This window comes from Marmoricola sp. Leaf446 (genome assembly GCF_001424755.1).
GTDB lineage: Bacteria > Actinomycetota > Actinomycetes > Propionibacteriales > Nocardioidaceae > Marmoricola.
This window is the reverse complement of the sequence record NZ_LMRF01000004.1, coordinates 161,356-179,151: the sequence shown is the minus strand read 5'-3', so window position 1 is coordinate 179,151 and position 17,796 is coordinate 161,356. Positions and strand designations below refer to the sequence as shown.

The 17,796-nt window shown below is 73.1% G+C and carries 14 protein-coding genes; 2 read left to right on the top strand and 12 right to left on the bottom strand.

What is annotated here, in order from left to right:
• Positions 1-3: 3 nt before the first annotated feature.
• From ASG49_RS12490 to ASG49_RS12470, 5 genes are all read right to left on the bottom strand, one after another.
• A complete protein-coding gene (locus ASG49_RS12490) occupies positions 4-1,437 on the bottom strand; it encodes an APC family permease (protein ID WP_056542324.1) in 1,434 nt (477 codons plus the stop codon).
• A 148-nt stretch (positions 1,438-1,585) separates the two neighbouring features.
• Positions 1,586-2,614: a 6-phosphofructokinase gene (locus ASG49_RS12485; protein WP_056542322.1), complete on the bottom strand. Its 1,029-nt coding sequence runs from the start codon at positions 2,612-2,614 to the stop codon at positions 1,586-1,588.
• 94 nt (positions 2,615-2,708) lie between these two features.
• Positions 2,709-3,305, bottom strand: coding sequence for a DinB family protein (locus ASG49_RS12480; protein ID WP_056542321.1), 597 nt, complete (start codon positions 3,303-3,305; stop codon positions 2,709-2,711).
• A 56-nt stretch (positions 3,306-3,361) separates the two neighbouring features.
• Positions 3,362-4,291, bottom strand: coding sequence for a hypothetical protein (locus tag ASG49_RS12475; RefSeq protein WP_082534106.1), 930 nt, complete (start codon positions 4,289-4,291; stop codon positions 3,362-3,364).
• A 10-nt stretch (positions 4,292-4,301) separates the two neighbouring features.
• The gene (locus tag ASG49_RS12470) at positions 4,302-5,309 is read right to left on the bottom strand and encodes an EamA family transporter (protein ID WP_156384324.1); all 1,008 of its coding nucleotides are present in this window, start codon (positions 5,307-5,309) and stop codon (positions 4,302-4,304) included.
• A gap of 77 nt (positions 5,310-5,386) precedes the next feature.
• On the opposite strand from ASG49_RS12470, the gene ASG49_RS12465 reads away from it, so the two are divergent.
• Entirely contained in the window at positions 5,387-5,938 is a 552-nt protein-coding gene (locus tag ASG49_RS12465; RefSeq protein ID WP_056542317.1) for an ABATE domain-containing protein, read from the top strand.
• Between the two features lie 6 nt (positions 5,939-5,944).
• Here the strand turns inward: ASG49_RS12465 and pgsA are convergent, their stop codons facing one another.
• The 7 genes from pgsA to dapA form a co-directional block, all read right to left on the bottom strand.
• A complete protein-coding gene (gene pgsA, locus ASG49_RS12460) occupies positions 5,945-6,586 on the bottom strand; it encodes a CDP-diacylglycerol--glycerol-3-phosphate 3-phosphatidyltransferase (RefSeq protein ID WP_056542315.1) in 642 nt (213 codons plus the stop codon).
• Positions 6,583-8,028, bottom strand: coding sequence for a 30S ribosomal protein S12 methylthiotransferase RimO (rimO, locus tag ASG49_RS12455; protein ID WP_056542313.1), 1,446 nt, complete (start codon positions 8,026-8,028; stop codon positions 6,583-6,585). Before rimO ends, pgsA begins: the two co-directional genes overlap by 4 nt.
• A 118-nt stretch (positions 8,029-8,146) precedes the next feature.
• Positions 8,147-9,787 carry a helix-turn-helix domain-containing protein gene (locus ASG49_RS12450; protein WP_056542311.1) on the bottom strand — a complete coding sequence of 547 codons (1,641 nt, stop codon included), beginning with the start codon at positions 9,785-9,787 and terminating at the stop codon, positions 8,147-8,149.
• On the bottom strand, positions 9,784-12,417 hold the full coding sequence (locus ASG49_RS12445) for a DNA translocase FtsK (protein ID WP_082534098.1): 2,634 nt from the start codon (positions 12,415-12,417) through the stop codon (positions 9,784-9,786). The genes ASG49_RS12450 and ASG49_RS12445 overlap by 4 nt, the downstream gene beginning before the upstream one ends.
• A gap of 54 nt (positions 12,418-12,471) precedes the next feature.
• A complete protein-coding gene (locus ASG49_RS12440; RefSeq protein ID WP_162244528.1) occupies positions 12,472-14,400 on the bottom strand; it encodes an ATP-binding protein in 1,929 nt (642 codons plus the stop codon).
• Between the two features lie 199 nt (positions 14,401-14,599).
• Positions 14,600-16,291: a ribonuclease J gene (locus tag ASG49_RS12435; protein WP_056542308.1), complete on the bottom strand. Its 1,692-nt coding sequence runs from the start codon at positions 16,289-16,291 to the stop codon at positions 14,600-14,602.
• Entirely contained in the window at positions 16,288-17,178 is an 891-nt protein-coding gene (gene dapA, locus ASG49_RS12430; RefSeq protein ID WP_056542305.1) for a 4-hydroxy-tetrahydrodipicolinate synthase, read from the bottom strand. The genes ASG49_RS12435 and dapA overlap by 4 nt, the downstream gene beginning before the upstream one ends.
• Positions 17,179-17,255: 77 nt before the next feature.
• On the opposite strand from dapA, the gene ASG49_RS18345 reads away from it, so the two are divergent.
• Positions 17,256-17,735, top strand: a complete 480-nt coding sequence (locus ASG49_RS18345; protein ID WP_082534096.1) for an NINE protein — start codon at positions 17,256-17,258, stop codon at positions 17,733-17,735.
• Positions 17,736-17,796 lie beyond the last annotated feature (61 nt).

The window sequence follows — 17,796 nt, the reverse complement described above, 5'->3', positions numbered from 1 at the left end:
GCCTCACTCCCCCAGGTGCTCGACGTCGCGGAAGCGGCCGCCCTCGGGCTTGTGCACGACCATGGTCACGAGCCAGAGCCCGACGCCGATCAGCATCAGCACCCCGGCGATCTGGTAGACCAGCGCACCCCGGTCGACCCACGGGCCGACCAGGAAGGCGCACAGCACGGCCGCCACGGCCGGGGTGAGCCCCGGCGAGCGGAAGCCCCCGTCGTGCGACCTGTCGCGACGCAGCACCAGGCAGGCGACGTTGACGATGAGGAAGACCACGAGCAGCAGCAGCGAGGTCACGCTGGCGAGGTTGAGGACGACCTCGTCCTCGGCGCGGCTGGAGACGTAGACGATCAGGGCCAGCGCGAGCAGCGTGGAGAAGGCGATCCCGACGTAGGGGGCCTTCGACCGGGGCGAGACCTTGCCCAGCACCCGCGGCAGCACGTCCTGGTTGGCCAGGCCGTAGAGCAGCCGGCTCGCCATCAGCATGTTGATCAGCGCCGTGTTGGCCACGGCGAACACCGCGAGGAAGGGGAACACCCGGTCGATCGGGAAGTCGGGGGCACCCACGCGGACGACCTCGAGCAGGGCCCGGCCCTCGCTCGCGTCGGCGATCTGCTCGGAGGTCAGCACCGAGACGACCGAGACCGCCACGAGCATGTAGATCACGACCGCGATCCCCAGGCCGGTGAGCAGCGCGCGGGGGAAGATCCGGGCCGGGTCCTTGGTCTCCTCGACCATGTTGACCGAGTCCTCGAAGCCGACCATGGCGAAGAACGCGATCGAGGTGGCCGCGGTGACCGCGAGGAAGAGGCCCTTGTCGCCGGAGTCCTCGAAGGTCACGACGCGGCCGAAGTCGACGTTGCCCTGGGACATCGCGAAGAAGCCGACGCCGATGACGATCGCCAGGGCGGTCACCTCGACGAGCGTCAGCACCACGTTGAACTTCACCGACTCCCCGACCCCACGCAGGTTGATCAGCGCCAGGAGCAGCATGAAGGCCATGGCGATGGCGGTGACCACGCCCGTGCTGGGCTCGGAGTCCAGCCACCCGTTGGCCACGAAGCCGCCGGTGAGGTTCTGCGCCAGGACGTTGGAGGAGGTGGCGGCACTGGTGATGCCGGAGCAGATCACCCCGAACGCCACCAGGAACGTCACGAAGTGGATGCCGAACGCCTTGTGGGTGTACAGCGCGGCCCCCGCCGCCCGGGGGTACTTGCAGACCAGCTCGAGGTAGGACAGCGCGGTCAGCGACGCCACCACGAAGGCCACCAGGAACGGCAGCCACACGATGCCGCCGACGATCCCGCTGAGCTGGCCGGTGACGGCGTAGACGCCCGCGCCGAGGATGTCGCCGACGATGAAGAGCAGCAGCAGACCGGGCCCCATCACCCGCTTGAGGTCCGGCTGGTCCTGCGTGGTCTGTTCGGACGTGGTGCTGGACATGACGAACCTCCGACGTGAGCGGTTCCGGCCATCGTGGACCACGACACGCGGTCTGACCAGCCATTCGGCGTACGACGCGCCAAGGTCACGCGACCGTCACACGCCCGTGACGCGACCCGGCCGCCCGACGGCCCGTCGGGCGGGGAGCTCAGCCGAAGAAGACCTCGGCCTCGGCGTACTCCGCGGGGTCGACGAGCTTGAGCTCGCCGGTGCCCTCGATCAGCGGCACCCGCTCGATGTGGGTGCCGCGCAGCGCCATCATGGTGCCGAAGTCGCCGTCGTGGACCGCGTCGATGGCGTGCAGCCCGAAGCGGGTCGCCAGCCACCGGTCGAACGCCGTGGGCGTGCCGCCACGCTGGACGTGGCCGAGCACGACCGCGCGCGCCTCCTTGCCGGTGCGGTGCTCGATCTCGCTGGCCAACCGGTCACCGATGCCGCCGAGGCGGACGTGCCCGAAGGCGTCCTTCTCCCCCGACACCAGGCTCATCTCGCCGCCCTCGACCGGCACGGCGCCCTCGGAGACGACCAGGATCGGCGCGAAGTGGTCCTCGAACCGGCGCTCGACCAGCGCGCAGACCTGCTCGATGTCGAACGGCTTCTCGGGGATCAGCACCACGTTGGCGCCGCCCGCGAGACCGGCGTGCAGCGCAATCCAGCCGGCGTGGCGACCCATCACCTCGACCACGAGCACGCGGTGGTGCGACTCGGCGGTGGTGTGCAGCCGGTCGATGGCCTCCATCGCGATGTTGACCGCGGTGTCGAACCCGAAGGTGAAGTCGGTGGCGTTGAGGTCGTTGTCGATCGTCTTGGGCACGCCGACCACGTTGACGCCGAGGTCGTGCAGCTTGGTCGCCACGCCGAGGGTGTCCTCGCCGCCGATGGCGACGAGCGCGTCGACCCCGAGCTCGGCGAGGTTGGCCTTGATGCGCTCCACGCCGTCGTCGACCTTGAACGGGTTGGTGCGCGAGGAGCCCAGGATGGTGCCACCCCGGGGCAGGATGCCGCGCACCTGCGGGATGCCCAGCTCGGTGGTCACGCCCTCGAGCGGGCCCTTCCAGCCGTCGCGGAAGCCGACGAAGTCGTAGCCGTACTCCGAGACGCCCTTGCGGACGACCGCCCGGATCACGGCGTTGAGGCCGGGGCAGTCCCCGCCTCCGGTCAGGACTCCGACGCGCATCTGCTCTCCTCGTGGCTGGTGGGTCGACCGCGTTGGATCGTTCCACACCTGGGGACGGAAACCCAGGGCACCGGGCGCCGCGTCGCCCGCCGGCTCACCGGTGGGCGTCGGCCGCGGCCTGCACCCGGGCCACGTGGGCCTGCCACCAGCCGTCGTCGCCGAGCTCGTCCCGGTCGGCGCCGCCCCGGCCGTCGACCGACTCGCGCAGCACGTCGGCGTGGCCGGCGTGCTGCGCCGTCTCCTCCAGCAGGTGCACCAGCACCCACCCGACCGTCGTGCGGCGGCGCTCCTCAGGCCACCACGGCACGGTCGCGGGCGCCTCCAGCCCGAGCGCGCGCACGCTCGCGTCGCCGTGGGCCGAGGTGCGCCCGTAGAGACCGAGCAGGCCCGCGCGCGACTCCTCGGCCGTGGCCCACATGTCGGCGGCCTCGGCGTAGCCCTCGTCGGTGTCCCAGGGCAGCACCTCGGGGAACGGACGCCCCACGCACCCGCCGAGGTAGCCCGCCTCGACGGTCGCGACGTGCTTGACCAGGCCGAGCAGGCTGGTGCCGGTCGGCGTCAGCGGGCGGCGCACGTCGTGGTCGGAGAGCCCCTCGAGCGCCCCGAGCAGGTTGGTGCGGGCGCGGTGCAGGTAGCCCAGCAGCAGCTCGGCGTGGTCGGGGTGGGCGGGGTCCAGGGTGCGGTCGGCCATGTCCCGCACGCTAGGCGCGGCCGCCGACAGCCGCCAGGACCGCCAGCCTCGTGGGCTCAGGCCGGGCCGAGGTCGTCCAGCGCGGCGCGGGCCCGCTCCTGCTCGCGCACGGCCTCGTCGAGCACGGCCCGGGCGTCGTCGAGCGCGTCCTGCGCCTCCTCGTGCTCCTCGTCGCAGCGGTCGACCTGGTCCTCGAGCTCCGCGAGCCGGCGGCGCAGCTCCTCGGCCTCGCCCTGCAGCTGCAGCCGGCGCGCGTCGAGGCGGGAGACGGACGTCGCGACCTCCTCGTGCTCGGCACGGGCCGCGTCCAGCTCCTCGGTCGCCTGCTCCAGCGCCTCCTCCGCCTCGCGGCGCGCCCGCCCGTCGTCGGGCACGAGGGTGAGGGTGGGGGGCGTGGGCTCACCGTCCTCGCCCGGCGCGCGCGGCGTGGCCCGCATCCCGAGCGCCTCGGGGACCGCGACGACCGCGGCCACGTCGAGGTCCGAGACGCCCGTGGAGGTGAACGAACGGACCAGCCGGCCCGTCAGCACGACCTCGGCGGCCACCGGGTCCAGCATCGCGGCGGTCAGCACGTCCTCGACCTGCTCGACCACCGCCTCGGAGAGGCGCGTCCCCTCGTCGCGGGCGCGGCTGCGGGCCGTGGTGGCCAGCGCCGCGGTGAGCTGGCGGCGCTGCCGGGTGAGCGCGCGCAGCTCGTCACCGTCCAGAGCCTCCGCGGCGCTGCGCAGGGAGGCCGCGACGGCAAGCACCTGGTCGATCTGCTCCGCCTCCACCCGCACCAGCAGGTTGACCGCCCAGGCCGCCACCGACGGCTTGCGCAGCCGACCCACGTCCCGGGCCAGGCCCGGGTCGCCGTCCTGCTTGGCCGCGCGCACCGCGGCGTCGCGCTGCGGCACGAACTGCTCGACCGGCCCGGCGTAGAGGTCGTCGGCGACGGCGGCGAGAGCCGCGGTCGTGGCTGCCTCGGGCTCGTCGGTGCGTGCCATGGGCAGCACGCTAGCCCGCGGCCACCCCGGCCGCCGGAGCGTCGGGCTCCTCCAGCCGCACCACGACCACGCCGGCGAGGATGAGCAGCCCGCCGGCGAGCTGCACCAGGCCGGGCAGCTGGCCGAGCAGCAGCCACGCGAAGAGCACCGCGAAGAGCACCTCGGACAGGCCCACGAAGGACGCGACCTTGGCCCCCAGCAGACGGGCGGCCACGATCCCGGTGACGTACGCCGTGGCGGCGGCGACGGCTCCCAGCTCGAGGACCGGGACCCACCAGGGCAGCACCGCCCCGGCCAGCTCGACGTCGTCGGTGCGGAAGGTCATCGGCAGCACGCCCAGCAGGCCGAGCACGCCGAAGCCCACCGAGGCGACCACCAGGCCCGAGCCGGCCAGGGCCAGCGGCGGCAGCGCGTCGTCGTGGGAGACCCCCGACATCACGAAGTACGACGCCAGTCCGAGCGCCGCGAGCAGGCCCCAGGCGACACCGATCCCGCTGATCTGGACCTCGCCGCCCCGCAGCAGCGAGGGCAGGTCGAGCACCAGGGTCAGGCCGCCGACGGCCAGCACGACGCCGGCCAGGGTCGGCAGCGCGGGCCAGCGTCGGCGGACGAGGGCCTGCCAGGCGACGACCAGGACGAGACCGAGGTACTCCAGCAGCAGCGCGACGCCGACCGAGAGCGTGTCCACGGCGTAGAAGAAGGCCAGCTGCGGCAGCGCGACGGCCATCGCGCCGTACACCAGGACCTGCCGCCAGGACCCGCGCAGCAGGTGCCAGCGGCCCGACAGCGCCCGCACGGTGGGCACCAGGAGCAGCAGCGCGGCCCCGGCGATGCGCAGGAAGACCGTCGACCCGGGGGTCCAGCCGGTCTCGAGCAGCGACTTGGCGAACGGGCCCGACGTGCCGAAGGTGGCGGCCGAGACCAGCGCCACCAGCAGTCCGCCGCCGGCCAGGCCACGGCCGCGCCCCACCGGTCGGGCGGCCTCGCTCGCGTGGGGCAGGGTCTCGGGGAGCGCCACGGGGTGCCTCTCGCGTCGTCAGGAGTCAAAGTGTCGGACACCAGTTACTCTAGGAAGACGAGACGTCAGGAGTCAACATGACTTTCGCCCATGACACCCAGATGGCGCTGGCCGCGGCGGCCGCGCTGGTCAACACCGACCCCGAGGGCGGGTCGGGCGAGGACACCCTGCAGACCCGCGACGACCTCGCGCGCTTCCTCGACGACCAGGGCTGGTACGGCGTACGGCTGGGCGACGCCGGTGAGCTCGACGCCGTCCGGGCGCTGCGGCCCTCGCTGCGCCGGCTCTGGCACCTCGACGAGCAGTCCCTGGTCGCCCGGATCAACGAGATCCTCGTCGAGGCCCGCGCGCTGCCCCAGCTGGTCGACCACGACGGGCTCGGCTGGCACGTCCACGCCGTCCCGCAGCACGCCCCGCTCGACCAGCGGATGGCCGTCGAGGCGGCGATGGCGATGATCGACGTGGTCCGCTCGGGCGAGCTGGACCGCCTCAAGACCTGTGCGGCCGACGACTGTGAGGACGTCGTGGTGGACCTGTCCCGCAACCGGTCGCGCCGCTTCTGCGAGGGCGGCTGCGGCAACCGGGAGAACGTCCGGGCCTACCGCGACCGCCAGCGCTCGGACCCCTAGCCGGGATCAGTCCTGGGTCTGGCGCTCCGCGCTGGTCGGGCGTCCCGCCCGGTGCCGCACGACGTCGCGCGCGAACTCCCACCCGGAGGTGAGGGTGAGCACCACGGCGACCAGCAGCGCCACGGCCGAGAGCCACCACAGCGCGTCGCCGACCGTGGCCAGGCCGCCCTCGAGCAGGCCGAACGGCGCCACGAAGCCACCCAGCGCCACCACCTGCATCGTGGTCTTGACCTTGCCGCTCTGCTTGGCCGGCATCACGACCTCGCGGGCCACCGAGAGCCGCGCCGCGGTCACCCCCCACTCGCGCACCAGCACCACGACCGTGATGGTCCACCACAGCCAGGCCGGCATGAAGTCGGCGATGATCGCCAGGCCGATGAAGGCCATGCCGGTCATCGCCTTGTCGGCGATCGGGTCCGCGATCTTGCCGAAGTCGGTGACCAGGTCGTGCTTGCGGGCGAGGTCGCCGTCGATCTTGTCGGTCAGCATGGCCACCGCGAACAGGGCCCAGGCGACCCAGCGCCAGGTGAGGTCCTGACCGCCGTCGTGCAGCAGCGCCCAGCCGAAGAACGGCACCATCACGATGCGCAGTGTGGTCAACGCGTTGGGGACGTTCCAGTTGCTCACGGTGCGTCCGCTGTCGGTCATCGACCCGCCTCCCCCGCCGCTCGGCCCGCGACCTCCGCCACGAGGTCGACGCCGTCGGTGGCGACGACGCGTGCCCGGATCACGTCACCGACCACGATCCCGGCGAGGTCGCCGCTCAGCAGGGTGCTGCCGTCGACCTCGGGGCCCTGGTGCGCGGCACGGCCCTCGACCTCCTCGTCGTCGACCGACTCCACCAGCACCAGCACGTCCTCGCCGACGCGCTCCTCGGCGCGCTGCGCAGTGAGCTCCTCGGCCAGCGCGGTCAGGTGCTCGACGCGCTCGGCGATCACGTCCTCGTCGAGCTTGTCGGTGAAGCCCTCGGCCTCGGTGCCGTCCTCGTCGGAGTAGCCGAAGACGCCGATGGCGTCCAGGCGCGCCCGGGACAGGAAGTCGCAGAGAACCTCGAAGTCGTGCTCGGTCTCGCCCGGGAAGCCCACGATGAAGTTGGAGCGGGCCCCGGCCTGCGGGGCCAGCGCGCGCGCCTGTTCGAGCAGCCCCAGGAAGGACCCGCTGTCGCCGAAGCGACGCATCCGTCGCAGCACCGGGTTGGACGCGTGCTGGAAGGACAGGTCGTAGTAGGCCGCGACGCCCGGGGTGCCGGCGATCGCCTGCACCAGACCGGGCCGGGTCTCGGCGGGCTGCAGGTAGGAGACCCGCACCCGCTCGACGCCCTCGACCGCGGCCAGCTCGGGCAGGATCGTCTCGAGCAGCCGGAGGTCGCCGAGGTCCTTGCCGTACGACGTGGAGTTCTCGCTCACCAGGAACAGCTCGCGCGCCCCCTGCTCGGCCAGCCACCGCGCCTCGGCGAGCACGTCGGAGGGCCGGCGCGAGACGAACGAGCCGCGGAAGGCCGGGATCGCGCAGAAGGTGCACCGTCGGTCGCAGCCCGAGGCCAGCTTGAGCGGAGCCATCGGACCGCTGTCGAGGCGCCGCCGCTCGCCGTGGCCGGGCTGGTAGGCCGGCGCGTCGGCGCGCTCGGCCGGCGAGATCGGCAGCAGCTTGCGGCGGTCCGACGGCGTGTGCGGGTGCTGCTGCTCCCCGGCGAGGATGCCGCGCAGCCGGGAGGCGATGTCGGGGTAGTCGTCGAAGCCCAGCACCGCGTCGGCCTCGGGCAGCGAGGTGGCGAGGTCGGCGCCGTAGCGCTCGGCGAGGCACCCCACGGCCACGACCGCCTGCGTGGCCCCGCCGCCCTTGAGGTCGGCCGCGGCCAGGAGGGTGTCGACGGAGTCCTTCTTGGCCGCCTCGACGAAGCCGCAGGTGTTGACCACCACCGTCTCGGCCTGCTCGGGGTCCTCGACGAGCACGAAACCGCCGGCCTCGAGCCGTCCGGCGAGCTCCTCGGAGTCGACCTCGTTGCGGGCGCACCCCAGCGTCACCATCGCGACGGTCGTGGGGGCGGCGTGGCGGACGGTGGGCGCGGAGGCGGTGTCAGAGGTAGTCATGGGCCTCGTCGAGTATGACGGACGATCGCGCCCCGGCCACACACGCCGTCCCCCCGACGCGACCGTGGCCGCCCACCCCGGACGGGGAGGACGGCCATCGGGCGACGAGGTCGCGGGCTCAGCCGAACTGGCGGTTGTCGGGCTGCTCGCCCTCGCCGACGGTGCCGCGCTTCTTGCCCAGGTAGGTCACCGTCACCGCGGCGCCGTTGCTGGAGGTGACGTCGAAGGGCGCCAGGCCGATGACCTGCTGCTGCGCCCCGTCGGCCAGCCGCGAGGCCAGCAGGATCTTGCCGTCGCGGTCGCGCACCACCACCTGGGGCGAGGCGCCCCGGGCGGTCAGCGACAGCGCGGCCAGGGTCGACTGGGGCGCCGCCTCGGTGTCCTCGCCGCTGGCCAGCCCGGCCACGTCGACGACGTCGGGGGCGGGGCTCACCAGCTCCTGCGGCGTGTCGTTGAACACCCGCGCCACGCCCCAGATCCCGACCAGCGCCAGCACGCTGGCGGCCAGCAGGCTCCAGCGCGGGCCCGAGGAGGCGGTCCGCACGCCGCCACCGATGCCGGTGGCGAGCTCGGCCTCGAAGACCTGGCGCGCCTCGATCTCGGCGGTGGCGTAGTGGTGGTCGTAGAGCCCCACCAGCTCGGCCGGGTCGAGACCGAAGACGCGGGCGAGGGTGCGCAGGTGGCCGCGGGCGTAGAAGTCCCCGCCGCACGCCTCGAAGTCGTCGACCTCGATGCACTCCAGCACGTGCGGCCGGATCCGGGTGCGCTCGCTCAGCGTGTCGATGCTGAGCCGGGCGCGGTGGCGGGCCGCGGCGACGAGCGGGCCGATGACCGGCTCGGCCACGGGGTGCGGCTGGTCCTCGCCCCACCCGGCGGCGCCCTCACGGCTCGGGGCGTCGTCGATGCGGGCCACCAGGACGGGCCCGTCGGGCGAGCGTTGGGCCGGCACGGTGGGCGGGTCGGGCAGCCGGCGTACGGACTCGCGACGCACCTCGGCGCGCGTGGCCGCGCGGGGCACGCGGGTGGGGTCGACCGGCTCGTACGCCGCCACGCCCTCCTCGACCTCGGGCTCGACCTCGGCCGCCGGCTGCTCGACCGCGGCCGCGGGCTCCTCGACGACAGCAGCAGGCTCCCGCCCGGACACCTCCGCGGGCTCCTCGGCGGGCACCTCGGGCTCCTGCTCGGCGGCGGCGGCGGCGCGTGCCTCCCGCACCGGCCGGGTCAGCACCAGCACGGGCACCTGGCCCTGGCCGAGCGAGTCGAGGTCGGCGACCAGGTCACCTGTGAGGCCGTCGTAGTCGATGCGGGTGGTCGGGCCCAGCGGCACCGACAGCGCACGGAGGGCGACCGGCTCGACGGCGGCGTCGTCGGTGTCGGTGGGCGAGAACGGGTCGGCGGGACGCACCCGGGGGTGGACCACCAGCCGGCCGTCGGAGAGCCAGCGACCGCCCGAGCGCACCTCGACGCGGTCGACCGCCTCCCACTGCACGCCGTGCCAGGTGACGCCGCGACGCACGCGGACACCGAGCTCGTCGGCGACCAGCAGCGGCGAGCGCGCGTCGCGCACCACCAGGAGCTGGAGCAGGCCGACCGCGGCCGGCACCAGGCACCAGACCCAGTCGAGCGGGTCGGCCGTGCCCAGGGCCCGGGCGAACCACGCCACGGTGAGGACGCCGGACAGCAGCGCGACCACCGCGGCGATCCGGGCGTCCTGGCGGACCGACACCCCGATGGGTGTGATGGTCGTCGGTGCGTTCACTGCTCCCCCTGGATGGCGACGATGACCTCGTCGAGGTCGTCGGGCTTGATCAGCACGTCACGGGCCTTGGAGCCCTCGCTGGGACCCACGACCCCGCGGCTCTCCAGGATGTCCATCAGCCGGCCCGCCTTGGCGAAGCCGACCCGCAGCTTGCGCTGGAGCATCGAGGTGGAGCCGAACTGCGTGGACACGACGAGCTCGATGGCCTGCACCACGAGCTCCATGTCGTCGCCGATGTCGTCGTCGAGCTCGCGCTTGGAGGCGGCCGGCGCGGTGACGTCCTCGCGGTAGGCCGGCTCGAGCTGCTGCTTGCAGGACGCGACCACCTGGGCGATCTCGGCCTCGGTGACCCACGAGCCCTGCACCCGGACCGGCTTGGAGGCGCCCATCGGCAGGAAGAGGCCGTCGCCCTGGCCGACCAGCTTCTCCGCGCCCGGCTGGTCGAGGATGACCCGGCTGTCGGCCAGCGAGCTGGTCGCGAAGGCCAGCCGCGAGGGCACGTTGGCCTTGATCAGGCCGGTGACCACGTCGACCGAGGGCCGCTGGGTGGCGAGCACCAGGTGGATGCCCGCGGCACGGGCGAGCTGGGTGATGCGCACGATCGCGTCCTCGACGTCGCGCGGGGCGACCATCATCAGGTCGGCGAGCTCGTCGACGATCACGCACAGGTAGGGGTACGGCGCGAGCACCCGCTCGCTGCCGGGCGGCACCTGCACCTTGCCGGCGCGGACCGCCTTGTTGAAGTCGTCGACGTGCCGGAAGCCGAAGTTGGCGAGGTCGTCGTAGCGCAGGTCCATCTCGCGCACCACCCACTGCAGGGCCTCGGCGGCCTTCTTGGGGTTGGTGATGATCGGGGTGATCAGGTGCGGGATGCCCTCGTAGGCGTTGAGCTCGACCCGCTTGGGGTCGACCATGATCATGCGGACCTCGTCGGGCGTGGAGCGCATCAGCAGCGAGGTGATCATCGAGTTGATGAACGACGACTTGCCCGAGCCGGTCGCGCCGGCCACCAGCAGGTGGGGCATCTTGGCCAGGTTGGCGACCACGAAGCCGCCCTCGACGTCCTTGCCGAGGCCGCAGACCATCGGGTGGTGGTCGTTGCGGGCGATCTGGCTGCGCAGGACGTCGCCGAGGGAGACGACCTCCTTGTCGCTGTTGGGGATCTCGATGCCGACGGCGGACTTGCCCGGGATCGGGCTGAGGATCCGGACGTCGGCCGAGGCCACGGCGTAGGAGATGTTCTTGGCGATGCCGGTGATCTTCTCGACCTTGACGGCCGGGCCGAGCTCGACGATGTAGCGCGTCACCGTCGGGCCACGGGTGTAGCCCGTGACCTGCGCGTCGATGTCGAACTCCTCCATCACCTGGGTCAGCCGGTCGACGACGGCGTCGGAGGCCTTCGAGCGGGCCTTGTGCACCGAGCCGGGCTTGAGCACCTCGCTGTCGGGCAGCGAGTAGGTGACGTCGCCGGAGAGCGCGAGCTGCTCGACCCGCGCGGGCAGCGGGGTGTGCGGCGGCGGCTCGAGCGCCTCCCTGGCCGAGACGGCCTCAGCGGGGTCGGCGGGGTCGGCCGCAGCGGACGTCCCGCGCTCGGACGCGTCGGCCCCGTCGGCACCGTCGGTGAGGTCGAGGTCGATCTCGGGGTCCCTGTCGGGACGACGGCGGCCGCGGCGCTTGACCTCGCGCTCCTCCAGCACCGGGGAGTCGTACGCCGGGTCGCCCATCTCGGGGTCGATCTCGTCGTCGACCCGGCCGCGGCGACCGCGTGGGGCGCCCTCGGCCCGGTCGTCGTCGAGCTGGTCGGGGTGGGTGCCCATGATCCGCTCGCCGAGCTCCCGGAACCGCGCCGGGATCTGGTAGACGGGCGTCGCGGTGACCACGAGCAGCCCGAACAGCGCCACCAGGGTCAGCAGCGGCACCACGACGTAGACCGACTGCAGCAGGTCGAGCAGCAGCTTGGAGACCACGAAGCCGATGGCGCCGCCGGCCTGCTGCAGCGGACGGGTGTCGCCGAGCTCGGGGGCCGGGGACCCGTTGGCGATGTGGACGATGCCGAGCACGCCGAACAGCAGCGCGCCCCAGCCGATCACCTGCCGGCCGGCGGGTCCGTTGCGCTCGGGGTCGCGCAGGTTGCGCCAGGCGACCACGGCGAGCAGGAGCGGCACGAACCACGCGAGCAGGCCCACGGAGCCGGCGACCACCGCGCGGGTGAAGTCGCCGATGCCGCCGGGGAGCTGCCACCACACGGCGGCGGCGACGACCAGGGCGGTGCCGAGCAGGAAGAGCCCGGCGCCGTCACGGCGGTGCTCGGGCTCCAGCTCACCGGCGGAGTGACCCAGGCTGCGCACGGCCCCGCCGACGGCGTGGGCCAGGCCCAGCCAGGCGGTGACGAGGACGCGGGCGAGGGCCAGGAAGACGCGGGCGACCGGACCGGTGCCGTTGCGCACCGCCCGCGGGGCCGGGCGGGACGCCCCGCCACGGCCCTTGGCCGGCCCCTTGCCACGGGCAGGGGCCTTGCGGGTGCTGCTTCCCGACGACCGGGTGCGCGTGCCCGCCCCCTTGCTGCCGGTCTTGCGGGCAGAGGAGGTGGAGCTGCGCGACCCCGGCGGGGAAGACGTACGGGTCGCCATGGTCGCGAATGTACCGGCGCACCACTCCCGTCCCGCGCGTCACACGCCGGACGGTCAGGAGGCCTGCGACCGCGCCGTGGTCCCGGGGTGTGCCAGGGCGTCGGGGCCGAGCAGCCCCACGGTCCGGTCGGGCCCGCCGGCGCCCCGGACGGGGTCGGGGGTGCCGCCCTCGTGCTGCCCCTCCTGCTGCTCGTCGGGGTCCCGCACCGGGAGGCGCAGCCGGAAGCTGCTGCCGTGCCCGAGCTCGGAGGAGACCAGGATCTCGCCGCCGTGCATCTGCGCGATGCGGCGCGAGATCGCCAGTCCCAGGCCGGTGCCGGGGATCGACAGCGCCTCGGGGTTGGACGAGCGGTGGAAGGCCGAGAACAGCTGCACCTGGTCGGCGGCCGAGATGCCGAGCCCGGTGTCGACCACCTCGACGAAGGCCAGCGGCCCGTCCTGGCCGACCGAGACCTCGACCGAGCCCCCGGGCAGGGTGTACTTCACGGCGTTGCTGACCAGGTTGTCCACCACCTTGCCCAGCTCGTCGGGGTCGCAGGTGACCAGCACCTCGGTCTCGGGCACCGAGACCGCGATCGCCACCGAGCCCTGCTCGGCGGGCATCGCCATCAGGTCGATGCTCTGGGCGGCCAGCGTCCGCAGGTCGACCGGCACCCGCACCCGCTCGCGCTTGTCCTGGACCTGGGAGTAGTTGAGGAGGTTCTGCACCAGCCGGTTGAGCCGGTCGGCGTTGCGGGAGATGGCGTCGACCGAGGAGATCCCGGTGTCGAGGTCCTCGAGCAGCTCGATGTGGCCGATGATCGAGGTCAGCGGCGTCTTCAGCTCGTGGGAGATCGTGGCGATCAGCTCGCCCTTGTAGCGGTCGAGCTCCTGCAGCTCGCCCACCAGGTGGCGCTCGCGGTCGTAGAGCCGGGCGTTGAGCACGACCCGCCCCAGGGTGCGCCCGACCTCCATCACGGCGTCCTGCTCGTCGTCGCTCCAGGGGGCGCCGTCGTCGCGCGCGAGCAGCACGTAGCCGAGCAGCTCGCGGCCCAGCCCGACCGGCGCGAACATCAGGCTCTTGTCGGGGTTGTCCTCGAGCAGCCCCAGCACGTGCTGCTGCTGCTCGGGGTCCAGGTGCGTGGCCAGCTCGTACGACGTCCGCGCGGTGACCACGACGGGGCGGCCCAACCGGGCGGCCCGCGAGGCCAGCTGGGCCTTGACCTGCACCAGGTCGGCGGCCTGCTCGCGCTCGTCGGGCGGGTACGCCGCGGACTGCTCGAGCTGGCCGAGGTCGCCGTTGGGGAAGCAGCGGATCCACAGGTGCTCGGTGCGCAGCCCGCGGGCCACCGCCTGGGCGGCCTCGCGCAGCGAGACGTCGAGCTCGGCCAGCTGCCCGGCCGAGGAGACCGCGCGCAGCATCTCCCCCATCCGCACCTGGTCGCTGAGCCGCTCGCGCTGCTGGGCGTTGTACATCGCCAGGCCCGCCTGCACCACGAACATCTCGAGCAGCTCGCGCTCCTCGCGGTTGGGGATGCGGTTGCCCGGCGGCAGGTCGACCGACATGTTGCCCAGCAGCTGGCCGGTGGCGGAGTAGAGCGGCGCGTAGAGGGCGTCGAGCGGGTGCCACGCGTCGGGGCGGGCGTCGGGCTCGAACTCCGGCACCCAGGCGGACTCCTCGAGGGCGTCGGGCATCCGGTCGTGCGGCACGAAGCGCAGCACGCCCCACTCGTCGGCCTGGGCGAACTCGTTGAAGATCGAGGCCACCGGCGTACGCCGCCCGATGATCTGCTCCTGGACCTCGACCGGGCCCGCGACGGTGGTCATCACGAACGTCTCGCCCTCGAGCCGCGCGATGGCCGCGATGCCGTAGCCGAGGACCTCGACCACCCCGCGGGCGATCTCGTCGAGCACCTCGGAGAGGTCCGTCGAGCTGTTGACGCGCAGCATCAGCTCGTACAGACGACGGATCCCCTCGGCCCGAGGAGACTCTGTGAGGTGCATCGGGTGGTTTCCCCTGACCGGTCTCGGTGGCAGGACGACGGCGACCTGTGGCAGCAGTCTAGGTGGCATTGTCCGGTTTGACTGCCGATCGCACCACCCGACGGTACGCCTCACGACCCCGCTCGCACATGGCCTCGGGGCACCATTCCTGCAGGTCCACCGCGCGTCGGCCCCCGGAGGGGACCGCCGCGCGCCCCGGTCAGGCCTCGAGCACGACCGGGACGATCATCGGCCGGCGGCGGTGGGTGCCGCTGACCCAGCGGCCCACCACACGACGGATGGTCTGCTGCAGCTGGTAGGTGTCGGTCGTGCCCTCGGAGACCGCCCGGTCGATGGCGTCGACGATCGGGCCCGTGATCGAGGCGAAGGTGGCGTCGTCCTCGGCGAAGCCGCGGGCGTGGATCTCGGGCCCGCTGACGACCTTGCCGGTCTGGGAGTCGACCACGACGATCACCGAGATGAACCCCTCGTCGCCGAGGATGCGGCGGTCCTTGAGGTCGCTCTCGGTGATGTCGCCCACCGAGCTGCCGTCGACGAAGACGTAGCCGCAGTCGACCTTGCCGGTCACCTTGGCCCGTCCGTCGACGAGGTCGACCACGACGCCGTCCTCGGCGATCACGACCCGGTCGGCCGGCACGCCCGTGCGGCGGGCCAGGGCGGCGTTGGCCAGCATGTGCCGGATCTCGCCGTGGACCGGGAGCACGTTGCGGGGCTTGACGATGTTGTAGCAGTAGAGCAGCTCGCCGGCACTGGCGTGGCCGCTGACGTGGACCAGCGCGTTGCCCTTGTGGACCACGTGGGCGCCGCCGCGGGCGAGGCCGTTGATGACGCGGTAGACGGCGTTCTCGTTGCCCGGGATCAGCGAGGAGGCCAGCACGACCGTGTCGCCCTGCTCGAGGTGCACGAAGTGGTGGCTGTTCTGGGCGATGCGGCTCAGCGCCGACAGCGGCTCGCCCTGGGAGCCGGTCGAGATCAGCACGACCTTCTCCGGCGGCATGTCGGCGAGCGCCTTGGCGTCGACCAGCAGGTCGGGCGGGACGGTGAGGTAGCCCATGTCGCGGGCGATCCCCATGTTGCGGACCATCGAGCGGCCGACGTAGGCCACCTTGCGGCCGTGGGCGGCGGCGGCGTCCATCACCTGCTGCACGCGATGCACGTGGGAGGCGAAGCAGGCCACGATGATGCGCTGCCTGCTGGTGCGGAAGACGCCGTCGAGCACCGGGGCGATGTCGGACTCGGTGGTGGTGAAGCCGGGGACCTCGGCGTTGGTGGAGTCGGTGAGGAACAGGTCGACGCCCTCCTCCCCCAGCCGGGCGAAGGCGCGCAGGTCGGTGATCCGGCCGTCGAGCGGCAGCTGGTCCATCTTGAAGTCGCCGGTGTGCAGCACCATGCCGGCCGGGGTGCGGATCGCCACGGCGAGCGCATCGGGGATGGAGTGGTTGACCGCGACGAACTCGAGCTCGAACGGCCCGAAGCTGATCGTCTCGCCCTCGGCCACGATCGCCTTGACGGTGTTGCGCAGCCGGTGCTCGCGCAGCTTGGAGCCCAGCAGGGCCAGGGTCAGGTTGGACCCGACCAGCGGGATGTCCTCGCGCTCGCGCAGCAGGTAGGGCACGGCGCCGATGTGGTCCTCGTGGCCGTGGGTGAGCACCAGCGCCTCGACGGTGTCGAGCCGGTCCCGGATGTAGTCGAAGTCGGGGAGGATCAGGTCGACGCCGGGGTGGTTCTCCTCGGGGAAGAGCACGCCGCAGTCGACGATCAGCAGCCGGCCGTCGTACTCGAAGACGGTCATGTTGCGACCGACCTCGCCGAGCCCGCCGAGGGGGACCACGCGCAGCCCGCCCTTCGGCAGCGGCGGCGGAGCGGAGAGCTCGGGATGGGGGTGGCTCACAGGAGTCCTGCCTTCTGGATCACGGCCCGCAGGGCCGCGACCTCGTCGTCGTCGAGCGGCACCAGGGGGCCCCGCACGTGGCGTCCGTCGAGGACGCCGAGCAGCTCGAGGGCCGCCTTGGCGGTAGTCGCGCCGTAGTTGGGCACGCCCATGACGGCGTCGAACACCGGCAGCAGCGTGGTGAACGTGTCGAGGGCGGCCGCCGGGTCGGAGCCGAACTGCTCCACCACGCGGCGCAGCTGCTCGCCGACCACGTGGCCGGCCACCGAGACGATGCCGCAGGCGCCGTGGGCGAGGTAGCCCAGCAGCAGGCTGTCGTCGCCGGCGTAGACGTCGTAGCCGAGCTGGCGCAGCGCGACCGCGTCGAGCGGGTTGCCCGTCGCGCTCTTGACCGAGGTGACGTTGTCGAGCCGGCGGGCGGCCTCGTAGGTCGAGGGCGCGATCGCCTGGCCGGTGCGGCCGGGCACGTCGTAGAGCATCACCGGGAGGCTGGTGGCCCGGGCCACCTCGGTGAAGTGGTGGAGCATCCCGGCCGGGCCGGGCTTGTTGTAGTAGGGCGCCACCAACAGCACGGCGTCCACGCCGACCTTCTCGGCCTGCACCGCCAGCTCCACGGAGTGGGCGGTGGCGTTGGTGCCGACCCCGGCCACGACGGTGCCACGATCGCCCACCGCGTCCTTGACGGCCCGCAGGATCTCGGTGTCCTCGGGCACGGTGGTGGTGGGCGACTCCCCGGTCGTGCCGCTGACCACGACGCCGTCGTTGCCGTGGTCGAGCAGGTACGAGGCCACCGCGGCGACGCCGTCGAGGTCGACCGCGCCGTCGGCGGTGAAGGGCGTGACCATCGCGGTCAGCACGCGGCCGAAGGGCGCGGCAGGCAGGCTCATGGGGCCTAGGTTATCCGGGACACGGACCGTCGCGAGTCGCAGGCGCACGACGGCCCCGGCTGAGTATCTTGTGCCGCATGACGCAGAGCGACCAGCCCGACCCGTCGTACGACCCCTACGCCGCAGGCGGCCAGGGAGGCGGCCAGGGCGGCTACGACCAGGGCTACGGCCAGGCGGGGGTCCCCGCGCCGGCGCAGGGCAGCTTCATGCTGGCCCACCTCGGCCAGGAGTACGGCCCCTACGGCTTCCAGCAGCTGCAGCAGATGGCACTGGCGGGCCAGCTCAAGGGCGACGCGACGCTGCGCGAGTCCCACCAGGGCGGCTGGTTCCCGGCCAAGCAGCTGCCGGGACTGTTCAGCCACCGCGAGTGGCTCACCGCCACCCTGCTCTCGGCCTTCCTCGGCGGCTTCGGCGTCGACCGGTTCTACCTCGGTCAGACCGGCCTCGGCATCCTCAAGCTGCTGACGCTCGGCGGCTGCGGCATCTGGTCGCTGATCGACTTCATCCTGATCCTGCTGCGCAAGGTCCCGGACGCCGACGGGCGCCCCCTGGCCTAGCGGCTCCCGAGCTCCCCCAGGAGCTCGAGGTGATGGAGGTCCCGGCCCGCGCAGGTCCGGC